This window comes from Streptomyces sp. (assembly GCF_031181555.1).
Lineage (GTDB): Bacteria > Actinomycetota > Actinomycetes > Streptomycetales > Streptomycetaceae > Streptomyces > Streptomyces fimbriatus.
On sequence record NZ_JAPSKQ010000039.1, the window covers coordinates 1 to 21,248 of the forward strand.

General features: G+C 73.1%; 20 protein-coding genes and 1 pseudogene. 15 read left to right on the forward strand and 6 right to left on the reverse strand.

Features of this window, described 5'->3' with window-relative positions:
* Positions 1-214 precede the first annotated feature (214 nt).
* The 3 genes from RIM90_RS11230 (at position 215) to RIM90_RS11240 (ending at position 3,570) form a co-directional block, all read left to right on the forward strand.
* Complete coding sequence (locus RIM90_RS11230; RefSeq protein ID WP_309060485.1) at positions 215-1,261, forward strand: PP2C family protein-serine/threonine phosphatase; 1,047 nt, start codon at positions 215-217, stop codon at positions 1,259-1,261.
* A 280-nt stretch (positions 1,262-1,541) separates the two neighbouring features.
* A complete protein-coding gene (locus RIM90_RS11235) occupies positions 1,542-2,882 on the forward strand; it encodes a transcriptional regulator (protein ID WP_309060486.1) in 1,341 nt (446 codons plus the stop codon).
* A 142-nt stretch (positions 2,883-3,024) separates the two neighbouring features.
* Positions 3,025-3,570, forward strand: a complete 546-nt coding sequence (locus RIM90_RS11240) for an NUDIX hydrolase (RefSeq protein WP_309060487.1) — start codon at positions 3,025-3,027, stop codon at positions 3,568-3,570.
* 81 nt (positions 3,571-3,651) lie between these two features.
* Here RIM90_RS11240 and RIM90_RS11245 read toward each other — a convergent pair whose 3' ends face one another.
* Complete coding sequence (locus RIM90_RS11245; protein ID WP_309060488.1) at positions 3,652-4,512, reverse strand: 3-hydroxybutyryl-CoA dehydrogenase; 861 nt, start codon at positions 4,510-4,512, stop codon at positions 3,652-3,654.
* Between the two features lie 178 nt (positions 4,513-4,690).
* Between RIM90_RS11245 and RIM90_RS11250 the strand changes: the two genes are divergently transcribed.
* Entirely contained in the window at positions 4,691-5,965 is a 1,275-nt protein-coding gene (locus RIM90_RS11250; protein ID WP_309060489.1) for a family 10 glycosylhydrolase, read from the forward strand.
* A 1-nt stretch (position 5,966) separates the two neighbouring features.
* Here RIM90_RS11250 and RIM90_RS11255 read toward each other — a convergent pair whose 3' ends face one another.
* Both RIM90_RS11255 and RIM90_RS11260 read right to left on the reverse strand, forming a co-directional pair.
* Complete coding sequence (locus RIM90_RS11255) at positions 5,967-6,173, reverse strand: DUF1918 domain-containing protein (RefSeq protein ID WP_309060490.1); 207 nt, start codon at positions 6,171-6,173, stop codon at positions 5,967-5,969.
* Positions 6,174-6,261: 88 nt separating this feature from the next.
* The gene (locus tag RIM90_RS11260) at positions 6,262-7,179 is read right to left on the reverse strand and encodes a DMT family transporter (protein WP_309060491.1); all 918 of its coding nucleotides are present in this window, start codon (positions 7,177-7,179) and stop codon (positions 6,262-6,264) included.
* On the opposite strand from RIM90_RS11260, the gene RIM90_RS11265 reads away from it, so the two are divergent.
* From RIM90_RS11265 to RIM90_RS11275, 3 genes and pseudogenes are all read left to right on the forward strand, one after another.
* Positions 7,178-8,641 (forward strand): PLP-dependent aminotransferase family protein, encoded by a 1,464-nt coding sequence (locus RIM90_RS11265; RefSeq protein ID WP_309060492.1) that lies wholly within the window; start codon positions 7,178-7,180, stop codon positions 8,639-8,641. The two genes, RIM90_RS11260 and RIM90_RS11265, sit on opposite strands and share 2 nt — an antisense overlap.
* A gap of 190 nt (positions 8,642-8,831) precedes the next feature.
* Positions 8,832-9,269, forward strand: coding sequence for a GNAT family N-acetyltransferase (locus RIM90_RS11270; protein WP_309060493.1), 438 nt, complete (start codon positions 8,832-8,834; stop codon positions 9,267-9,269).
* 134 nt (positions 9,270-9,403) lie between these two features.
* Positions 9,404-10,032, forward strand: a pseudogene (locus RIM90_RS11275) (histidine phosphatase family protein).
* On the opposite strand, the gene RIM90_RS11280 reads toward RIM90_RS11275, so the two are convergent.
* Entirely contained in the window at positions 10,014-10,454 is a 441-nt protein-coding gene (locus RIM90_RS11280; RefSeq protein ID WP_309060520.1) for a DUF6314 family protein, read from the reverse strand. The pseudogene RIM90_RS11275 and the gene RIM90_RS11280 sit on opposite strands and share 19 nt — an antisense overlap.
* 147 nt (positions 10,455-10,601) lie before the next feature.
* Between RIM90_RS11280 and RIM90_RS11285 the strand changes: the two genes are divergently transcribed.
* The 8 genes from RIM90_RS11285 (at position 10,602) to RIM90_RS11320 (ending at position 20,269) form a co-directional block, all read left to right on the forward strand.
* Positions 10,602-13,091 carry an alpha-L-arabinofuranosidase C-terminal domain-containing protein gene (locus RIM90_RS11285; protein WP_309060494.1) on the forward strand — a complete coding sequence of 830 codons (2,490 nt, stop codon included), beginning with the start codon at positions 10,602-10,604 and terminating at the stop codon, positions 13,089-13,091.
* A gap of 437 nt (positions 13,092-13,528) precedes the next feature.
* Complete coding sequence (locus RIM90_RS11290; protein ID WP_309060495.1) at positions 13,529-14,200, forward strand: HEAT repeat domain-containing protein; 672 nt, start codon at positions 13,529-13,531, stop codon at positions 14,198-14,200.
* A 3-nt stretch (positions 14,201-14,203) separates the two neighbouring features.
* Positions 14,204-15,208, forward strand: a complete 1,005-nt coding sequence (locus RIM90_RS11295) for a MerR family transcriptional regulator (RefSeq protein WP_309060496.1) — start codon at positions 14,204-14,206, stop codon at positions 15,206-15,208.
* A 224-nt stretch (positions 15,209-15,432) separates the two neighbouring features.
* Entirely contained in the window at positions 15,433-16,461 is a 1,029-nt protein-coding gene (argC, locus tag RIM90_RS11300; RefSeq protein WP_309060497.1) for an N-acetyl-gamma-glutamyl-phosphate reductase, read from the forward strand.
* The gene (gene argJ / locus RIM90_RS11305; protein WP_309060498.1) at positions 16,458-17,609 is read left to right on the forward strand and encodes a bifunctional glutamate N-acetyltransferase/amino-acid acetyltransferase ArgJ; all 1,152 of its coding nucleotides are present in this window, start codon (positions 16,458-16,460) and stop codon (positions 17,607-17,609) included. The genes argC and argJ overlap by 4 nt, the downstream gene beginning before the upstream one ends.
* Positions 17,606-18,520 (forward strand): acetylglutamate kinase, encoded by a 915-nt coding sequence (gene argB, locus RIM90_RS11310; protein ID WP_309060499.1) that lies wholly within the window; start codon positions 17,606-17,608, stop codon positions 18,518-18,520. Before argJ ends, argB begins: the two co-directional genes overlap by 4 nt.
* Positions 18,517-19,722 (forward strand): acetylornithine transaminase, encoded by a 1,206-nt coding sequence (locus RIM90_RS11315; RefSeq protein ID WP_309060500.1) that lies wholly within the window; start codon positions 18,517-18,519, stop codon positions 19,720-19,722. The genes argB and RIM90_RS11315 overlap by 4 nt, the downstream gene beginning before the upstream one ends.
* 7 nt (positions 19,723-19,729) lie before the next feature.
* Positions 19,730-20,269 (forward strand): arginine repressor, encoded by a 540-nt coding sequence (locus RIM90_RS11320; protein ID WP_309060501.1) that lies wholly within the window; start codon positions 19,730-19,732, stop codon positions 20,267-20,269.
* A 60-nt stretch (positions 20,270-20,329) separates the two neighbouring features.
* Here the strand turns inward: RIM90_RS11320 and RIM90_RS11325 are convergent, their stop codons facing one another.
* A complete protein-coding gene (locus RIM90_RS11325; protein WP_309060521.1) occupies positions 20,330-21,067 on the reverse strand; it encodes an FAD:protein FMN transferase in 738 nt (245 codons plus the stop codon).
* A gap of 55 nt (positions 21,068-21,122) precedes the next feature.
* Positions 21,123-21,248, reverse strand: a 126-nt coding sequence (locus RIM90_RS11330) for an FMN-binding protein (RefSeq protein ID WP_309060522.1), incomplete at its 5' end; no start/stop codon positions are given.

Genomic DNA, 21,248 nt, shown 5'->3' on the forward strand with positions numbered 1-21,248 from the left:
CGACAGAATCGGACCGGCCTTTCTGGGCCGGTCCGCGCTGTCAGGGCCTATATGGGGGGCCATCGGCATGATCCGCTTCAAGGCTGGGACTCCCCGCGGGGTGCCGCCCCGGTCCGCCTCACGGGCTCCCGCGCCTTTCCGTCTTCCCCTCCGGGCCCGCACGGCCGGCCACCGTGCCGCCGTCCGGCGGGACGGTCGGCATCCGCTGCGCCGGGTGCTCGACCTCGCACTGCCCACGACCCTGGGCGCCACCGCGGTCGTCTACCGGCTGACCTGCCCGCTCGCCCGGGACGACGCCCTCGGCGCGCGCCTCGTCAGCAGCGCCGTGCTGTGCGCGGCCGGCACCGGGCTGGTGCTGCACGTCCGGCGCGGGCTGCTGCGCGAACTGCGGCGGGCCCGCCGGGTCGCCGAGGCCGCGCAGAGCGTGCTGCTGCGGCCGCTGCCCCCGTGTGTCGACGGACTGGCCGTCGCCGCCGTCCAGTTGTCGGCCGACCAGGGCGCCCGGATCGGCGGCGACCTGTACGAGGTGGTCGCCACCGAGCACGGCGTACGGGCCGTCATCGGTGACGTCCGCGGGCACGGGCTCGGCGCCGCCGGGACCGTCGCCGCCGTCCTCGGCAGCTTCCGCGAGGCCGTGCACGACGAGGCCGAGCTGGCCGGGGTGCTGCGCCGGCTGGAACGGGCGGTGGCCCGGCACCTGCGGGAGCGGGCCGGCGCCGAGGACGCTCCCGCGGGCGCCGCCGACGGCCCGGCCGCCGAGGAGTTCGTCACCGTACTGGTGCTGGAGATCCTCCCGGACGGGGAGGTGCGGGCCCTGAACTGCGGGCACCCCTGGGCGTACCTGCTGAGCGGCGCCCGCGCCGAACCGCTCGTCCGCGCCGATCCGCTCCCGCCCCTCGGCCCGTTCCCGCTGCCGTCCGAACTCCCCGTCGTTCCCTGCGGACGCCTGCTGCCCGGCGACACCCTCGTCCTGCACACGGACGGAGCCGAGGAGGCACGGGACGCCGACGGCCGGTTCTTCCCCCTGCGCGACGTCCTCACCGACGCCGCACGCGCACACCCGCCCACACCCCGTGCCGTGCTGCGCACGGTCCTCGAGGCGCTCGTGCACCACACGGCCGGGCCGCCCAAGGACGACGTGGCCCTGCTGGTCCTCGTGAACGAGCGTCAGTCCCGGCGCACCCCGTCAGGGACGCGGGAATCCGCGCGGCCGGCCACGGCGGACCTGGGCCCGACCGATCGCCTGCGGTTCCCGGCGTAACCGGGGGAGCCGGCCGTGACCGGGGAACCGACGGGGCCGCACGCCGTCCGCCCCGCCACGGAGTGTCGGGCAGGCAGCTGGGCGGACGGCGTGGAAACGGGCCGCCGCACTGTACGAGGGGGAGCCGGCGGCCCGGCCGGCCTCTTTCGAGGCAATCCAGTCAACCGACCGGAAACCCTCCGCGACAGCGCGCGCACCCTACGGATTCGAGCACTCCGTTCACACCCCGTGTGAACGAGCAGCCACTACCCTGACGGCACCGAGTCACCGGGGGGCCCGAATGCAGCCCAACACTCTGCTCGACGCGATCCTGGACGAGGCCGGGATCTCGCACGCGGGTCTGGCCGCGCGCGTCAACCGGGCCGGACGGGCGCGCGGGCTGTCGCTGAGATACGAGCACACGGCCGTCGCCCGGTGGCTGAAGGGGCAGCGGCCCCGGGGCCAGGTGCCCGACCTGATCTGCGAGGTGCTCGCCGCCCGGCTGCACCGCCCGGTCACCCTCGACGACATCGGGCTCGGTGTGCCCGGCGAGCCGTCCGCCGCGCACACCGGCTCGCTCTCCGGATTCGTCGAACGGGCCACCGCGCTGTGGCGCTCCGACCAGCAGCAGCGTCCGCACGTCCTCGGCGCGCCCGCGGTCACCGGTACGCCCGCCGTGATGCCGGTGTGGGAGTGGGAGAACCCGCCCGAGGACGTGGACGTCTCCCGCGGCGGCCGGCACCCGGTCACCCCGGGCGACCTCGACATGCTGCGCGCCGCCCGCACCCACTACGAGCAGATGTACCGCAAGGTCGGCGGCATCGCGACGCGCGCCCGGATCGTCGGCTTCCTCAACACCGAGGCCGCCCCGCTGCTGCGCGGCAGGTACACCGACGCCACCGGCCGGCAACTGCACCGGGCCACCGGCGGGCTGGTGGCGATCGCCGGTATCTGCGCGTACGACTCCGACGCACACGGTCTCGCCCAGCGCTACTTCCACCAGGCGCTCCGGCTCGCGAAGGCCAGCGGGGACCGGGGGCTCGGCGCGTACGTGATAGCGCTGCTGGTCAACCAGTCGCTGTACACGCGGGAGTACCGGCAGGCCGTCGCGTTCGCGGAGGCGGCGCTGCGCGCGGCCGGCAGGCACATCACCCCGGCGCTCGCCTCCGACCTGTACGCGATGCAGGCCAAGGCCTACGCGCACCTCGGCGACGGTGCGAGCGCGCTGTCCTGCATCCGGCGGGCCGAGCGGGCGGCCGAGCGCATCCGGCGCGGGTACGAGCCCGACGAGACCGGTTACGTCCAGCCCGGCCTGGTCAACGTCCAGGTGGCGGAGGCGCTGCTGAGCCTCGGTGAGCTGGCGGCGGCCGGCGAGCACGCCGCGGCGGCCGTGGACACCCCCGCGCACGACCGGGGCCGGGTGCACCGGCTGGCCATGCTGAGCACCATCGAGCTGCGTCAGGGCAACGCCGACAGCGCGGTGGCCATCGCGGTGCGGATGGCCGAGCAGGCCCGCGGGATGGAGTCGCAGCGGCTGCGCGACAGACTGCGGGCGGTGCGCGAGCACCTCGTGCGCAGCGGCTGCGCCGGCACGGCCGAGGCGGCCGAACTCATCGACGGGGCACTGCGCGTACCGCTGTAGGACAGGCGCAGATCAGGGGCACCGCGCCCGGCACGCGCCTCCACCGCGCCTTCCGCTGCGCCGCGGGCGGCCTCCCGTGCGCCTGCTGTCGGACCGTTCCTACTGCGATATTGCCCCTTACCCGTCGGAAGGTGGCAGAACCGTGCAGTGGATGAAACAGAACGAACAAACTGTGTATGCGAACCGCTGGTTCAGCGTCAATCTCGCGGATGTCGAACTGCCGGACGGCCGGCATCTCGACCACTTCCTCATACGGCTGCGGCCCGTCGCCGTGGCCACGGTGGTGAACGAGGCCAACGAGGTCCTCCTGCTCTGGCGCCACCGTTTCATCACCGACAGCTGGGGGTGGGAACTCGCGGCGGGCGTGGTCGAGGACGGCGAGGACATCGCCGGGGCGGCCGCCAGGGAACTGGAGGAGGAGACCGGCTGGCGGCCGGGACCCCTGCACCACCTCATGAGCGTGGAGCCGTCCAACGGCCTCACCGACGCCCGGCACCACGTCTACTGGGCCGACGAGGGCGAGTACGTCGGCCACCCCGTGGACGACTTCGAGTCGGACCGCCGGGAGTGGGTGCCCCTCAAGCTGGTCCCCGACCTGGTCGCCCGCGGTGAGGTCCCGGCCGCCGGCATGGCCGCCGCGTTACTCCTGTTGCACCACCTCCGGCTCGGGCAGGACACCATGCCCTGATGCGGGCTACCGAGTCCGTACGGTGTGCGGACGCCGCGGGCCCGGCACCGGGCTCCCGGTGCCGGGCCCGCGGCCGGGGCGTCAGCCGTACGTGTAGAAGCCCGAGCCGGTCTTGCGGCCCAGCCGGCCCGCGTCGACCATGCGCTGGAGCAGCGGGGGAGCGGCGTACAGCGGCTCCTTGTACTCCTCGTACATCGAGTACGCGACCGAGGCCACCGTGTCCAGGCCGATCAGGTCGGACAGCTTCAGCGGGCCCATCGGGTGGGCGCAGCCCATCTCCATGCCGTTGTCGATGTCCTCCCGGCTGGCGATGCCCGACTCGAACATCCGGATCGCGGAGAGCAGGTACGGGATCAGCAGCGCGTTGACCACGAAGCCGGAGCGGTCCTGGGCGCGGATCGCGTGCTTGCCCAGCACCTTCTCGGTGAACACCTGGGCACGGCTCAGCGTGCCCTCGGAGGTGGTGAGCGCCGGGATCAGCTCCACCAGCTTCTGCACCGGGGCCGGGTTGAAGAAGTGGATGCCGATGACGTGGTCGGGCCGCGAGGTGGCGACCGCCAGCTTCACCAGCGGGATGGAGGAGGTGTTGGAGGCCAGGATCGCGTCCGGCCGGGTCACCACCTGGTCCAGCACCTGGAAGATCTCCGTCTTGACCTGCTCGTTCTCGACGACGGCCTCGATCACCAGGTCACGGTCGGCGAACTCGCCGAGGTCCGTGGTGAAGCTCAGCCGCGCCTGCGTGGCCTCGAGCTCCTCCGCGGTGATCTTGCCGCGTTCGGCTGCCTTGGACAGGGAGTTGAACAGCCGGGTACGGCCGATCTCCAGGGCTTCGCCGGTGGTCTCGGCGACCTTGACGTCCAGTCCGGCACGGGCGCACACCTCGGCGATCCCCGCGCCCATCTGACCGCAGCCCACCACTCCGACGCGTTCGATGTCGGTCACATCGTCCCTTTCGCTACTGCTTACGGCTGTGGCAGGTCCGCCGGGTCCCGGTGCCTGCTCCGTTCGTGCACGTTACTCCGAAGTATCGATGATCGATCGCCGGGGTGGGGCATCCTGGGCGCGAAACGGACCGTGACCGGGCGGTCCGACGGGGTGCCGGGGTTCCAGGGGGTGCGCGATGGGACGAGTGTCACGCAGGGCGTTCGCGGCGGTGACGCTGGCCGCGCTGGCGGCGATGCCGCAGGCGTCCGCCGCGCCGGGGCGGCGCGCGGCGGCGGCCGGGGCGGCCGACGAGATGCGGGGGATGTGGCTGGCCACCGTGACCAACCGGGACTGGCCCTCCCGGCCGGGCCTGAGCGCCGCGCGGCAGCGCGCCGAGCTGGTCGCCCACCTCGACGCGGCCGTCCGGGCCCGGCTCAACACCGTGATCTTCCAGGTGCGGCCCACGGCCGACGCGCTGTGGCCCTCGCCGTACGAGCCGTGGTCGCAGTACCTCACGGGCACCCAGGGCCGGCACCCCGGCTGGGACCCGCTCGGCACGGCCGTCGCGGAGGCCCACGCCCGCGGTCTGGAACTGCACGCCTGGTTCAACCCGTACCGCGTCGCCCTCCACACCGACCCGTCCCGGCTGGCCGCCTCCCACCCGGCCCGCGCGAACCCCGGCTGGATCGTCCCGTACGGCGGCAGGCTGTACTACAACCCGGGGCTGCCCGAGGTCCGCGCCTTCGTGCGGGAAGCGATGCTCGACGCGGTGCGCAGGTACCCGGTGGACGCGGTCCACTTCGACGACTACTTCTACCCGTACCCCGTGGCCGGCCAGACCTTCGACGACGACCGCGCCTTCGACACCCACGGCGGCGCCTTCCCGGACCGGGCCGCGTGGCGGCGGGACAACGTCGACCGGCTGGTGCTCGAGACGGCGGCCGGGATCAAGGGGATCCGGCCCGGCACCCGCTTCGGCATCAGTCCCTTCGGGGTGTGGCGCAACGCGGACACGGACCCCTCCCCGGGCTCCCGACTGCGCTCGGGCGGGGGAGACCCCCGTGGCTCGGACACCCGGGCGGGCGTGCAGACGTACGACGACCTGCACGCGGACACCCGCCGGTGGGCCCGGGAGAACTGGATCGACTACATCTGCCCGCAGCTGTACTGGAACATCGGCTTCGCCGCCGCCGACTACGCCAAGCTGCTCCCCTGGTGGGCCGACGTCGTACGGGGATCGGGAACGCGGCTCTACCTGGGGGAGGCGCTGTACAAGGCGGGCGACCCGGCGCAGCCCGCGGCCTGGCGGGACCCGGCCGAACTGTCCCGGCACCTGGCCCTGGCCAAGGAGTACGCACCGGTCCGCGGACACGTCTTCTTCGCCGCCCGCGAGGTGACGGCCGACCCGGTCGGGGCGATGGCGCGGGTGGTCGCCGACCACTACCGGCGGCCGGCGAGACCCCCGCGCTGATCTACCGCTGGATCGTCGGGGTCGTCGTCCTGTGCCGGATCTCGGTGTCGGGGCCGGGCGAGCACACGCCCTCGTGTCCGTCCTCGAAGCGGACGCGGTAGGGCGGACTGCCCTCCCGTCCCATCACTTCGACGATCTCGCCGACCTTGTCGTGCTGACCGACCACCCTGCCGTGCTGGACAAGCAGGTCGCCCACGGTTGCGTGCATCGGGGCCTCCTCACAAGTGCGGGAGCAGCGGTCCGTGGCATCGAGTCTACGGCGGAGCACGCCGCTCGGCAGCGGGCGCACGCCCTCCTCAGGCACGTGCCCGCTGCGTGGCGGCGATGCACACGAGCACCGCCGCGGCCGCCAGCGGGGCGGCCACCGTCAGGTGCTCGTTCAGCAGCAGCACCGACCACACCAGTGTGAGCAGCGGCTGGGCCAGCTGCAACTGGCTGGCCTTGGGGATGCCGATCGCCGCCATGCCCCGGTACCACACGATCAGCCCGAGGAACTGCGACCCCGCGGCCACCCACAGCAGTCCGGTCACGCTGTGCGCGGTCAGCCGCACCGGCTCGAGCGTCAGCGCGATCGCGGCGACGGGCACGGCGAGCGGCAGGCACAGCACCAGAGCCCAGCCGATCACCTGCCAGCCCGGCATCACCCGGGCCAGCCGGCCGCCCTCGGTGTACCCGGCCGCGCACACCAGCAGCGCCGCGAAGAGGTACAGGTCGGCCGTGGTCAGCGCGCCGCCGCTCTGCTGGACGGTGAACGCCACGACGGCGGCGGCTCCGGCGAGGGCCGCCGCCCAGAAGGCGCGCGAGGGGCGGGAGCCGACGCGCAGGGCGGACAGCAGCGCCGTGGTCAGCGGGAGGAGGCCCACCACGACGGCCGCGTGCGCGGTGGTCGAGGTCTGCAACGCCAGCGTGGTCAGCATCGGGAAGCCGAGGACCACCCCGGCGCCGACCACCGCGAGCCCGGGCCAGTGACGGCGGCCGGGCGGCGGAACGCGCAGGGCGAGCAGACAGCCGCCCGCGATCAGCGCCGCCAGCACGCTGCGCACGGCGACCAGCGACCAAGGGCCGAAGCCCTCCAGGCCCCAGGCGGTGGCCGGAAAGGTGAGGGAGAAGGCGACGACGCCGAGGGCGGCCTGGAGGGTGCCGAGGCCGGCGCGGCCCCGGTGGGCGGTGACCGCTATCGGGGGCGCGGTGGTAGCGCTACTCTGTGCTCTCATGCATGAGCGTAGCAGTGTCGGAGAGCTGGCGGATCGGCTGCGGCGTGAGCTCGACCGCTACTCTCCCGGTGGAAAGCTCCCGTCCAGCCGGGCCCTGGTGGAGCGGTTCCGGGTGAGCCCCGTGACCGTCTCCCGGGCGCTGGCGCAGCTCGCCGCCGAGGGACTGGTCGTCACCCGGCCCGGCGCCGGCGCCTTCCGCGCGCAGCCCCGCGCCTCGGCCGCCCCCGCCGGGGACACCTCCTGGCAGGAGGTCGCCCTCAGCGCGGACGGCGCCGCCGACCTCGTACCGCGCTCGGTGGACGCCTCCGGGGTGCTGGCCTCGCTCGCCGCGCCGCCGCCCGGGGTGATCGAGTTCAACGGCGGCTACCTGCACCCCTCCCTGCAGCCCGAGCGGGCGATGGCGGCGGCACTGTCCCGGGCCGGGCGCAGGCCGGGTGCCTGGGGGAGGCCGCCCATGGAAGGGCTGCCGGAGCTGCGCGAGTGGTTCGCGCGCAGTGTCGGAGGCCCGGTCACGGCGGCGGGGGTGCTGGTCACGTCGGGCGGGCAGTCCGCGCTGACCACCGCCCTGCGCGCGCTCGCGCCGCCCGGCGCGCCGGTCCTGGTCGAGTCGCCCACCTACCCGGGCATGCTGGCCATCGCCCGCGCGGCCGGACTGCGCCCGGTGCCCGTCCCGGTGGACGCGGACGGCGTGCGGCCCGCGCTGCTCGCGGACGCGTTCCGGGCGACCGGAGCCCGGGTCTTCGTCTGCCAGCCGCTGTTCCAGAACCCCACCGGTGCCGTGCTCGCGCCCGACCGGCGCGGCGAGGTGCTGCGCATCGCCCGCGAGGCGGGCGCCTTCGTGGTCGAGGACGACTTCGTCCGGCGACTGGTGCACGAGGACGCGGGTCCGCTGCCGCGCCCGCTCGCCGCCGACGATCCCGACGGGGTCGTGGTGCACGTCTGCTCGCTGACCAAGGCGACCTCGCCCAGCTTCCGGGTGGGCGCCCTCGCCGCGCACGGCCCGGTGCTGGAGCGGCTGCGGGCCATCCAGGTCGTCGACACCTTCTTCGTCCCCCGCCCCCTCCAGGAGGCCACGCTGGAACTCGTCGGCTCGCCCGCCTGGCCGCGCCATCTGCGCGCGATCTCGGCCGAGCTGCGGGCCCGCCGGGACGCCATGACCGCCGCGCTCCGCCTCCACCTGCCGGAACTCGCCCTGCCGCACGTCCCGTCCGGCGGCTACCACCTGTGGCTGCGGCTGCCCGAGGGCGCCGGGGGCGCCTCCCAGGCTTTCGGCCCCGGGGGAGAGTCCGCCCTGACGGCCGCCGCCCTGCGCGCCGGCGTCGCCCTCACCCCCGGCCGCCCCTACTTCAGCGCCGAGCCCCCGGCCGGGCACCTCCGGCTGAGCTTCGCAGCGGTGGCGGGCACCGGGGAGATCACGGAGGGCGTGCGGCGCCTGCGCACCGCCTGCGACGAGGTGCTCTAGCGAGGGCCGGCCGCGCGGGACCGGCGCGACGCCGCGGGCGAATCCGCCGGTGACGCGGCCGGTCCGGCCTCCGGCTCCCGGAGCGGTCGGCGGCCGAGGTTCCGCACGGCCGGTGGCACCCCTCACCGACAAGGCATCCGACCTGCGAAAACCGCTCGACGCCGGTGCCCGGACCTGGCAGCCTCCCGGCATGACCGACAGCTTCAGCCTCCCCGAGGGGTACGAGATCTCCACCGACCCCGGACGGATCGACGCCGAGCGCGTGCACCGGTGGCTGTCCACCGACGCGTACTGGGCCCTCGGACGCCCCCGGGACAAGCAGGACGCGGCGATCGCGGGCTCGCTCAACTTCGGTGTCTACGCGTCGGCGTCGGGGGAACAGGTGGCCTACGCCCGGGTCGTCACCGACCGGGCCACCTTCGCCTGGCTGTGCGACGTGTACGTCGACCCCTCGGTGCGGGGGAAGGGCGTCGGTACGGCCCTGGTGGCGGCCGTACGGGAGGATCTGCTGCCGTACGGACTGCGGCGCGTCCTGCTCGCCACGCACGACGCGCACGGTGTCTACGAGAAGCTCGGTTTCCGGGCGCTGGACCGGCCCGACCAGTGGATGGCGCTCGTCCTGGAGTGACCGCTTTCCGCCGACGCGGGTCGCGGGCGACCTGTCCGGCAGGTCCTGACCTGCGGGCAAGGCGCGGCGCACCCTGGGCAACGTTCGTGGTGACACCTCTTGACCCGCGTGCTTCCGCGTCTGACGATCGCCGCATGGCACTTCGGGTCACGTTCGTCGCCGCCGCGGGGAGCTCCTCGGCGCTCGCCGAACGCTTCGAGGACGACCGGCCGCTGGACCGGGCCGGCTGGAGCGAGGTGCAACGGGTCGCCCATGAGCTGCTGCCGCTCGCCGCCGCCGATCTGCGCTACTGCCCGCCGGCCCCGCGCAGCCGTGCCACCGGGGACGGTCTCGGCTACGCCCCGCTGGTGCAGCTCGCCCTGCGCGACTGCGACATGGGCCGCTGGCGCGGGCTGATCCCGGGCGAGGCGACGGCCCGGGAGCCGGAGGCGGCTGGGGGTGCCTCCCTGCTCGAACGGAGTTGAGAGCTTGGGGGAGCCTGGGTCGCCGACCCGCGGGCCACGCCGCACGGCGGGGAGCCGCTGCTGGACTTCATCCGGCGCGTCGGCGGCCGGTTCGGCACCCGGCCCCCGGAGGACGGCTGCACGGTGGTGGCCGTGGCCGAGCCGTCCGTGATCCGCGCGGCCCTGGGGTACGTGCTGAAGGCGCCGCCGGCGACGTACTGGAACATCGACGTCCGCTCGCTGTCGGCGATCGGCGTGGCCGGCCGGGCCGCTGGAGCCTTCGCCTCGGCGGGGCGCCCGCTCAGCCCATGCGCGCGTAGCCGGTGGTCAGCTCCAGGTCCTTGGCCGGCCCGCGCACCCGCCAGACCGTCCGCCAGTGGTCCTCGTCGCGGACGGTGAACTCGCCCCGGTAGAGGTCCGCCGCGCACGGATGGCCGGCGACGTGCCGGCCCGCCGTGAGGTCCAGGTCGTGGAACGGGCGGCCGTCCGCGAACCGCACGTCCGCCGTGCCGCCCGGTCCCGGCAGGAAGCGCAGTGTCCGCTCGGCGGGCCGGGCGACGCCCCGCCAGGTGAAGGTGCCGGATTCCCGGTGCAGCAGGCCACCGCCCTCCAGCGGGCCGAAAACGGTCGTCCCCTCGAAACGCCCGCGGTCGCCGCTCGCCAGGTCGCGCACGGTCCGCTCCACCCGCCAGTGGCCGCTCAGGTAGGCCAGCACATCGGGTACCGGCCAGAACTCGCCCATCCCGTCCGCCCTCACACGGTCTTCCCTCGCGCACGACCCATTGACGTGCTCCTGCCCCCTCTCTATCTTGCCGTTCGAAGTGCTGATCAATGGTCGACATATCGAACAACTCCGGAGTCCCCACTCCCAGAGAGCCGCGGAGTATCCATGTCACGCACCGCACGAAGCCGCGCCCGCCTCAGACTCGGCCTCACCGCCACCGCCCTCCTGACGGCCGCCGCCCTCGTCCCGGCCCCCGCGCACGCCGAGGACGTCACCGACTACACGATCACCGTCGACCCGGACGCCCGGGGCGCGGCGATCGACGACACGATGTACGGCGTCTTCTTCGAGGACATCAACCGGGCCGCCGACGGCGGTCTGTACGCCGAGCTCGTGCAGAACCGGTCCTTCGAGTACTCCACCGCCGACAACGGCTCCTACACGCCGCTGACCTCCTGGACGGTCGGCGGCACGGCCGAGGTGGTGAACGACTCCGGCCGGCTCAACGAGCGCAACCGCAACTACCTCGCCCTGGGTGCGGGTTCCTCCGTCACGAACACCGGCTACAACACCGGCATCCGTGTGGAGAAGGGCAAACGGTACGACTTCTCGGTGTGGGCCCGCGCCGAGAACGGCACCACCCTGACCGTCGGCCTGAAGGACACCGCGGGGCAGCTCGCGACCGTCCGCCGGGTGGCGGTGAAGGGCGACTGGGCCAAGTACGAGGCCACGTTCACCGCGTCCCGCACCAGCAGCCGCGGCCGCCTGACCGTCGCCTCCTCCTCGGCCGCGGCCCTCGACATGGTGTCGCTGTTCCCGCGCGACACCTACAAGCGCCAGCCCAACGGCCTGCGCAAGGACCTCGCCGAGAAGATCGCCGCCCTGGAGCCGGGCTTCGTCCGCTTCCCCGGCGGCTGCCTGGTCAACACCGGGTCCATGGAGGACTACAGCGAGTCCTCCGGCTGGCAGCGCAAGCGCTCCTACCAGTGGAAGGACACCGTCGGCCCGGTCGAGGAGCGCGCGACCAACGCGAACTTCTGGGGCTACAACCAGAGTTACGGTCTCGGTTACTACGAGTACTTCCGCTTCGCCGAGGACATCGGCGCCATGCCGCTGCCCGTCGTCCCGGCCCTGGTGACCGGCTGCGGCCAGAACCGGGCCACCGACGACGAGGCGCTGCTGAAGCGGCACATCCAGGACACCCTCGACCTCATCGAGTTCGCCAACGGCCCGGCGACCTCCACGTGGGGCAGGGTGCGCGCCGAGATGGGCCACCCGAAGCCCTTCGGCCTCACCCACATCGGTGTGGGCAACGAGGAGAACCTGCCCGTCGAGTTCATGGAGCGCTTCAAGAGGTTCCGGGCCGCCATCGAGGCCGAGCACCCGGACATCACGGTGATCTCCAACTCCGGCCCGGACGACTCCGGCACCACCTTCGACACCGCGTGGCGCCTCAACCGCGAAGCCGGCGTCGACATGGTCGACGAGCACTACTACAACAGCCCGCAGTGGTTCCTGCAGAACAACGACCGCTACGACGCGTACGACAGGAAAGGCCCCCAGGTCTTCCTCGGCGAGTACGCCTCCCAGGGCAACGCCTGGAAGAACGGCCTCGCCGAAGCCGCGTTCATGACGGGTCTGGAGCGCAACGCGGACATCGTCAAGCTCGCCTCGTACGCGCCGCTGCTCGCCAACGAGGACTACGTCCAGTGGTCGCCGGACATGATCTGGTTCAACAACCACGCGTCCTGGGGCTCGGCCAACTACGAGGTCCAGAAGCTGTTCATGACCAACGTCGGCGACCGCGTGGTCCCGTCGGAGGCGACCACCACCCCCGACGTCAGCGGCCCCATCACCGGCGCCGTCGGCCTGTCGACCTGGGCGACCAGCGCGGCCTACGACGACGTGAGGGTGACCGCCGCCGACGGCACGACGCTGCTGGACGACGACTTCTCCGGTGGCGCGTCGCGATGGACCCACAGCGGCGGCGGCAGCTGGAGCGTCCGGGACGGCCAGTACGTCCAGACCGACGAGGCCGCCGAGAACACCCTGGTCACGGCCGGCGACCCGGCCTGGCGCGACTACGACCTGCACGTGAAGGCCACCAAGAAGTCCGGCAAGGAGGGCTTCCTCGTCGCCTTCGGCGTCAAGGACACCGGCAACTACTACTGGTGGAACCTGGGCGGCTGGAACAACACCCAGTCCGCCGTCGAGCAGGCCGTGGACGGCGGCAAGTCGACGCTCATCTCCAAGGCCGGGTCGATCGAGACGGGCCGCGCCTACGACATCGACATCAAGGTGCGCGGCCGCCAGGTCACCCTCTACCTCGACGGGCAGGAGTGGGGCAGCTTCACCGACGACAAGCCGGCCGAGCCGTTCCGCCAGGTGGTCACCGAGGACGCCCGGACCGGTGAGCTGATCGTCAAGGTGGTCAACGCCCAGCCGGCTGAGGCCCGCACGGCGATCGACCTCGGCGGCGCGAAGGTCGCCTCCAGGGCCCGCGTGACCACGCTGGCCGCCGACGCGGACGCGGTGAACACGGAGACGGACACCCCGGTCACCCCGGTGACGTCCACGTTCGGCGGGGTCGCCCCGAAGTTCACGTACACCTTCCCGGCGAACTCGGTGACGTTCCTGAGGATCAAGCAGAGGTAGGGCACCCGGCCCGCCGCGCTGCCGGACCCTCGGGCCCCAGCGCGCCTCCCGCGAGCTGTGGCGGCCGTCGGTCACCGCCATGTCGGCGGCCGGTGCCATGCACCTGGTCAGCAGGGGCTCCCCCTTGGGCGTCGCCCCGGACAGACCGACGCGGGCCGTGCCGCCCCGGGGGACGTGGAAGCTCACGCCCATGCGGGTGTGCGGCTCCAGCTCCGTCCGCCGGGCGAGGCGCCCTCCGGCCACCGGCTGACCGCCGGGACGTGGCGTTGCGGTCGGCCGGGCGGGGCGGCGGCGGCCGTCCGTGCTTCGGCGGGCACGGCTTCGCCTCCCTGGAGAACCGGCGGTTCCTCCTTCGGTGACCGGTCACCGGTCAGCGGGCCCTGCTTGACCTTGACACGGTGACAAGGCCTTCACTGCTTGCCGAGGAGGTGGTCTCGATGACGACCACGAGACAGGACACGGACGCGGTACGAGCGCTCCAGGGGCTGGAGGACGGCCGTTCGTCCGTGCGACTGCGGGCCGCTCTGGCGCTCGGCACGTCGCCCGACCCGCGCTTTGTCGACAAACTCGTCGAACGATGCGCGATCGAGCCCGAGTTCTTCGTCCGCGACATGCTGACCTGGGCGCTCACCCGCCACCCGGTGTCCGTGACGCTCCCCGGGCTGGTCCGCGAAGTCCGCTCGGAGCGTGCGCAGGCACGGAGCCAGGCGCTGCACACGCTGTCCAAGATCGGGGACCGGCGGGCGTGGCCGGCGATCACACGGGCGCTGTTGTCCGACGCCGACGACGAGGTGGCACGGAGCGCCTGGCGGGCCGCGGTCGTGCTCGTGCCGGAAGGCGAGGAGCCGGCCTTGGCCGCGGCGCTGGCGACGCAGCTCGGGCGCGGTGAGCGGGAGACGCAGCTGAGTCTCAGCCGGGCGCTGGTCGCGCTGGGTGAAGTGGTCGTGCCGGCTCTGCGTACCGCGACGACGGCCCCTGACCCGCGCGTGCGCGCGCACGCGCTCGCCACGCAACGGCTGCTGCGCGACCCGGACGCCGGATTCGAGTTCGCGATCGAGGAGGCGAAGCGCGTCGTGGCCCTCGGCGGGTCCGGACAGGAGGGACGATAGGACGTGTTGATCGGTGAGGTGGCGCGACGGTCCGGGGTCAGTGCCCGCATGCTCCGGCACTACGAGTCGCTCGGCCTGGTGCGGCCTTCGGGCCGTACGGGCTCCGGTTACCGGGAGTACTCCGGTGAGGACATCCGGCGGATCTTCCATGTCGAGAGCCTGCGGTCGCTGGGTCTGTCGCTGCGCGAGATCGGGCGCGCGCTCGACGATCCCGGCTTCACGCCCTCGGCGCTCATCGGCGACCTCATCCGTCAGACACGCGACCGCATCGCGGCCGAGACCGAGCTGCTCACGCGGCTGCGCCGGATCGATGCCGCGGATCCCACCGGCTGGGAGGACGTCCTCCAGGTCGTCGCGCTCCTCCAGGCACTGGGGTCGAAGAGCGCCGACACGCGCCAGCGCGCGGCCCTCTCCTCGGCGGACGAGGTTCCGGCGCCGGTGGAGGCCCTGGTCGAGGCGGCACTGAGCGAGACGGAGCCGAACGTCGCCGGAGCCCTTCGATGGGCGCTGGCGCGATCGGGCGACGGCGGCCCGGCACTGCTGGCGGAGGGCCTCGGCTCACCGGTGGCCGCGGTGCGGGAACGTGCCGTTCGGTCCCTCGCCGAGATGCCCGGTGAGGAGGCCACCGCGCGGCTGCGGCACGCTCTCGCGAACCCCGACGCCGTGGTCCGCGGGCACGCGGCTCTGGCGCTCGGGGCACGCGGAGTGGCCGATGCGGTCCCGGTGCTCATCGACATGATCGTGGAGGGAAGGAACGACACCGATGCGGCCGATGCGCTGAGCGTGCTGGCGAGCGACACCACGACGGCGGACCGGATCGCGACCGGGCTCGTCGACCGCATCGCCCACGACGCCACCGGAGCGCCTGCACGCGGACGGCTGACCCAGGCGCTGGCGGACATCCCGGGGGCGACGGTGTCACGTGCCCTCGTGGAGCTGTCGCACGACGAGGACCGTGCCGTCGCGCTGACCGCGGCGTACCTCCTTCGGCTGCGCGACACGCGGTGACGGATCTCTCCCGGGCGCCGCGCACACGGCCCGCGGGACGCGGGGGTTCCGGACCCGTCACCGTCCGCCGAAGGGGGACGGCGGGCCCCCCGGCCCGGTTTCCGCAGCACTGCCCCGACACCGCGGCGGACGACGAGGTCGGCAGCGCCTCGACCTGCCGCCGCACACGGCATTGCATAAACCTGCGAAGAAACGTATAGTCATGCCATCCAGGAGGAGGTGCCATGACCGTACGTGCCGCAGTGGCCGGAGCGAGTGGATACGCGGGCGGGGAGCTGCTGCGTCTGCTGCTCGCGCACCCCGAGATCGAGATCGGTGCCCTGACCGGCAACTCCAACGCCGGACAGAGGCTCGGTGCGCTGCAGCCGCACCTGCCGCCGCTCGCCGACCGGGTCCTGGAGCCGACCACGGCCGAGGTGCTCGCCGGACACGATGTCGTCTTCCTCGCGCTGCCGCACGGACAGTCCGCGGCCGTCGCCGAGCAGCTCGGCCCGGACGTGCTCGTGGTCGACATGGGCGCCGACTTCCGGCTGAAGGACGCGGCCGACTGGGAGCGGTTCTACGGTTCCCCGCACGCCGGTACCTGGCCGTACGGCCTGCCCGAACTGCCGGGTGGCCGCGATGCGCTGGAGGGGTCCAAGCGCATCGCGGTGCCCGGTTGCTACCCGACCGCCGTCTCGCTGGCCCTCTTCCCGGCGTACGCGGCGGGGCTCGCCGAGAGCGAGGCCGTGATCGTCGCCGCGTCCGGGACGTCCGGCGCGGGCAAGGCGCCCAAGCCGCACCTGCTGGGCTCCGAGGTCATGGGCTCCATGTCGCCGTACGGCGTGGGAGGCGGGCACCGGCACACCCCCGAGATGATCCAGAACCTCTCCGCGGTGGCGGGCGAGCGGATCTCCGTCTCCTTCACCCCCACCCTCGCGCCGATGCCCCGCGGCATCCTCGCCACGTGCAGCGCGAAGGCCGGCCCCGGCGTCACCGCCGACTCCGTCCGCGCCGCCTACGAGAAGGCCTTCGCCGACGAGCCCTTCGTCCACCTGCTCCCCGACGGCCAGTGGCCCGCCACGGCGTCCGTCCACGGTTCCAACGCCGTTCAGCTGCAGGTCGCGTACGACGAGGCCGCGGGGCGGATCATCGCGATCAGCGCCATCGACAACCTGACCAAGGGCACCGCGGGCGGTGCCGTCCAGAGCATGAACATCGCCCTGGGGCTCGACGAGACCACCGGACTGACGACGATCGGAGTTGCGCCGTGAGTGTGACGGCAGCGAAGGGATTCACGGCGGCGGGAATCGCCGCCGGGATCAAGGAGAACGGCAACCCCGACCTGGCCCTCGTGGTCAACAACGGCCCCCGCCGCGCCGCCGCCGGCGTCTTCACCGCCAACCGCGTCAAGGCCGCACCCGTGCTCTGGTCCGAGCAGGTGCTGAAGAACGGCCAGGTCTCCGCCGTCGTCCTCAACTCCGGCGGCGCCAACGCCTGTACCGGACCGAAGGGCTTCCAGGACACCCACGCCACCGCCGAGAAGGCCGCCGAGGTGCTCGGCGTGGGCGCGATCGAGGTCGCCGTCTGCTCGACGGGGCTCATCGGCGTACTGCTGCCGATGGACAAGCTGCTGCCGGGGGTCGAGACGGCCGCCGCCCAGCTGTCCGAGCACGGCGGCGAGAAGGCCGCCATCGCCATCAAGACCACCGACACGGTCCACAAGACGTCCGTCGTCACCAAGGACGGCTGGACCGTCGGCGGCATGGCGAAGGGCGCCGGCATGCTCGCCCCCGGCCTCGCCACCATGCTCGTCGTCCTCACCACCGACGCCGACCTCGACAGCGAGACCCTGGACAAGGCCCTGCGCGCCGCGACCAGGGTGACCTTCGACCGCGTCGACTCCGACGGCTGCATGTCCACCAACGACACCGTGCTGCTGCTCGCCTCCGGCGCCTCCGGAGTCACCCCCGGGTACGAGGAGTTCGCCGAGGCGGTCCGGACCGTCTGCGACGACCTCGGTCAGCAGCTCATCCGCGACGCCGAGGGCGCCAGCAAGGACATCAAGGTCGAGGTGGTGGGCGCCGCGACCGAGGACGACGCCGTCGAGGTGGGCCGCTCCATCGCCCGCAACAACCTCCTCAAGTGCGCCATCCACGGTGAGGACCCCAACTGGGGCCGCGTGCTCTCCGCGATCGGCACGACCCGGGCCGCCTTCGAACCGGACCGGCTGAACGTCGCCATCAACGGCGTCTGGGTGTGCAAGAACGGCGGCGTCGGCGAGGACCGGGAGAAGGTCGACATGCGCTACCGCGAGGTGCACATCGTCGCCGACCTCGCCGCCGGCGACGAGACCGCCACCATCTGGACCAACGACCTCACCGCCGACTACGTCCACGAGAACAGCGCCTACTCATCATGACCACGACCCGCAAACACACCGCGCTGCCCAAGGCCCGGATCCTCGTCGAGGCGCTGCCCTGGCTGACCCGGCACCACGGAAAGACCGTCGTCATCAAGTTCGGCGGGAACGCCATGGTGGACGAGGAGCTGAAGGCCGCCTTCGCCCAGGACGTGGTCTTCCTGCGGCACGCCGGCCTCAAACCGGTCGTCGTGCACGGCGGCGGCCCGCAGATCAGCCGCGCGCTCGACCGGCACGGCATCGTCAGCGAGTTCAGGGCCGGTCTGCGCGTCACCACCGAGGACGCCATGGACGTCGTACGGATGGTGCTGGCCGGACAGGTGCAGCGGGAGCTGGTCGGGCTGCTCAACCGGCACGGACCGCTCGCCGTCGGACTCACCGGCGAGGACGCGCACACCCTCACCGCCACCAGGCACCGGCCCGAGATCGACGGCGAACCGGTCGACATCGGACGGGTCGGCGAGATCACCGACATCGACACGGGCGCGATCGAAGCGCTGCTCGCCGACGGCCGCATTCCGGTCGTCTCGTCGATCGCCCGCAGTCAGGACGACCACCATGTCTACAACGTCAATGCTGATACGGCGGCTGCGGCACTCGCTGCTGCACTGGGCGCCGAGACCCTCATGGTCCTCACGGACGTCGAGGGACTCTACGAGGACTGGCCGAACTCCGACGAGGTGATCAGCCGGCTCACCGCGTCCCAGCTCGAGAAACTCCTGCCGGAGCTGTCCTCCGGCATGGTGCCGAAGATGGAGGGCTGTCTGCACGCCGTGCGCAACGGTGTGACCACCGCCCGCGTCATCGACGGCCGGGTCCAGCACTCGATCCTGCTGGAGATCTTCACCGACGAGGGCATCGGCACCATGGTCGTGCCCGACGAGAAGCCGGACGGACAGGGGGAGCCGTGAGCAACGAGGAACTGACCGCGCGGTGGCAGGGCGCGCTCATGGACAACTACGGCACCCCGCGGCTGCCCCTGGTGCGCGGTGAGGGCGCACGGGTGTGGGACGCCGACGGCAAGGAGTACGCCGACTTCGTGGGCGGCATCGCGGTCAACGCGCTCGGCCACGCCCACCCGGCGGTCGTCGAGGCCGTCGGCCGGCAGATCGCCTCCCTCGGCCACGTCTCCAACCTGTTCGTCGCCGAACCGCCCGTCGCGCTCGCCGAACGGCTGCTCCAGCTCTTCGGCCGCGAGGGCAGGGTCTACTTCTGCAACTCGGGCGCGGAGGCGAACGAGGCCGCGTTCAAGATCGGCCGGCTGACCGGGCGGACCCGCATGGTCGCCACCGACGGCGGCTTCCACGGCCGCACCATGGGCGCCCTCGCGCTCACCGGACAGCCCGGCAAGCGGGAACCGTTCCTGCCGCTGCCCGGGGACGTCACGCACGTCCCGTACGGCGACGCGCAGGCGCTGGCCGCCGCGGTCACCGAGGACACCGCGCTGGTGATCATCGAGCCGATCCAGGGCGAGAAGGGGGTCGTCGTCCCTCCGTCCGGCTACCTCAAGGCCGCCCGCGCCATCACGGCCGCCACGGGTGCGCTGCTCGTGCTGGACGAGGTGCAGACCGGTGTCGGCCGCACCGGCAACTGGTTCGAGTACCAGGCCCACGAGGGCGTCCTGCCGGACGTCGTCACCCTCGCCAAGGGGCTCGGCGGCGGACTGCCGCTCGGCGCCACCGTCGCCTTCGGACGCGCCGCCGACCTGCTGCGGCCCGGCCTGCACGGCACCACCTTCGGCGGCAACCCGGTCGCCTGCGCCGCCGGCCTCGCCGTGCTCGACACCATCGAGAACGAGGGGCTGCTGGAGAACGTCAAGCGGCAGGGCGAGAAACTCCGCGACGGGATCGAGGCCACCCGCCACCCGTTGATCGACCGTGTCCGGGGCGCGGGCCTTCTCCTGGGTATCGTGCTCACCGAGCCGCTCGCGCCCCAGGCGCAACAGGCGGCCCAGGACGCCGGATTCCTCGTGAACGCGCCCGCCCCCGATGTCGTACGGCTGATGCCGCCGCTGACCCTCGGGGACGACGCGGTGGACGCCTTCCTCGAGGCGCTGCCCGGCATCCTGGACGAGGCCGGCCGGGCAGACGGGGAAGGACGATCCGGAGAATGAGACGACGATGAGCCAGGAGCAGGACCAGGGTCAGCATGCCGGGCCCGCCGTGCCGCAGACCCGCACCGCACGCCACCGCCGGATCGTGGACATCCTCAACCGGCAGCCGGTGCGGAGCCAGAGCCAGCTGGCGAAGCTGCTCGCGGACGACGGACTGAGCGTCACCCAGGCGACGCTCTCCCGCGATCTGGACGAGCTGAACGCGGTGAAGATCCGCAACACCGACGGCGACCTCATCTACGCGGTGCCGAGCGAGGGGGGTTTCCGTACCCCCCGGGCGCCCCTGGGGGAGTCGGCGAAGGAGGAGCGGATGCGCAGGCTCTCCGCGGAACTGCTGATCTCCGCGGAGGCGTCGGCCAACCTCGTGGTCCTGCGGACTCCTCCGGGGGCCGCCCAGTTCCTGGCCTCGGCGATCGACCAGGCCGAGCTGCACGACATCCTGGGGACGATCGCGGGTGACGACACGCTGTTGCTGATCAGCCGTGCTCCCGAAGGGGGCCAGGCCCTGGCGGACCACTTGCTGAGGCTGGCTCAGAACGGCCACTGAACGGGGTGACGAGCGGGGGGCGAGGACCGCGTGGTTCCCCGTCCACCCCGCTGACGGCGTTCACCCCAGCCGAGCGGCCAGTCCGCCGGTGCACCGCACCTCGTCCCCCGCCGTGATCAGCAGCGCCTCGACGTCCGGCAGGGACTCCAGCCAGCCGAGGGCCTGCCGCGACCCCATCGCGAAGGCGGCCGTGGCCCAGCAGTCGGCCCAGGTGAGGCGGGGGGCCACCACCGTGACGGCGATCAGGTCGGTGACCGCCGAGCGGCCGGTGCGGGGGTCCACGATGTGGTCCCCGCGCTCCGCCGTGCCCGAGGTGGCCACGGCCAGTTCGTCGGCACCGGCGGCCGAGACGACGGCGGCGAGGCCGCCGGGGCGCAGCGGGTCCGACACACCCACCCGCCAGGGCCGCTGTGCCCCCGGCGTCCCCAGCAGCTGGACGTCCCCGCCTCCGTTGACGCTCACCCCCGTCGCCCCGGCCGCGGCGAGCGTGAGTGCCGCCCGCTCGGTGGCCCAGCCCTTGACGATCCCGGTGGGGTCGAGACGGCCCCGGTAGCGCGGGCTGAACCAGCCGTCGCTCACCCGTTCCGCCTCCGCGGCCAGCGCCAGCACCTCGGCGACCTCGGGATCGCATTCCCCGGCGGTCAGCTCACCGCGCGCCAGCCGGGAGATCTGGCTGTCGTCGCGGTACGTGCTGAACACCTCGTCGGCCCGGCGCAGCCCGGCGACCGCCGCCTCCAGCGCCGCGCGCACCGCCCGGGGTTCCCCGCCGCGGACGTCGAGGGAGAAGACGGTCCCCATCGTCTCCTCCACGTGTCGCACCGCGGCGGGCGCATCGGCGGGCTCGGCCACCGCGTCAGCCACCGGCCCGGTCCAGCGCCGACTGGAGCGACTGCTTGTAGCCCGCGCTGGTGTAGGTGGCTCCGGAGACCGCGTCGATGTCGGCGCTCTGTGCCGCGACGGCCGCCTGGTTGAGCCTGGG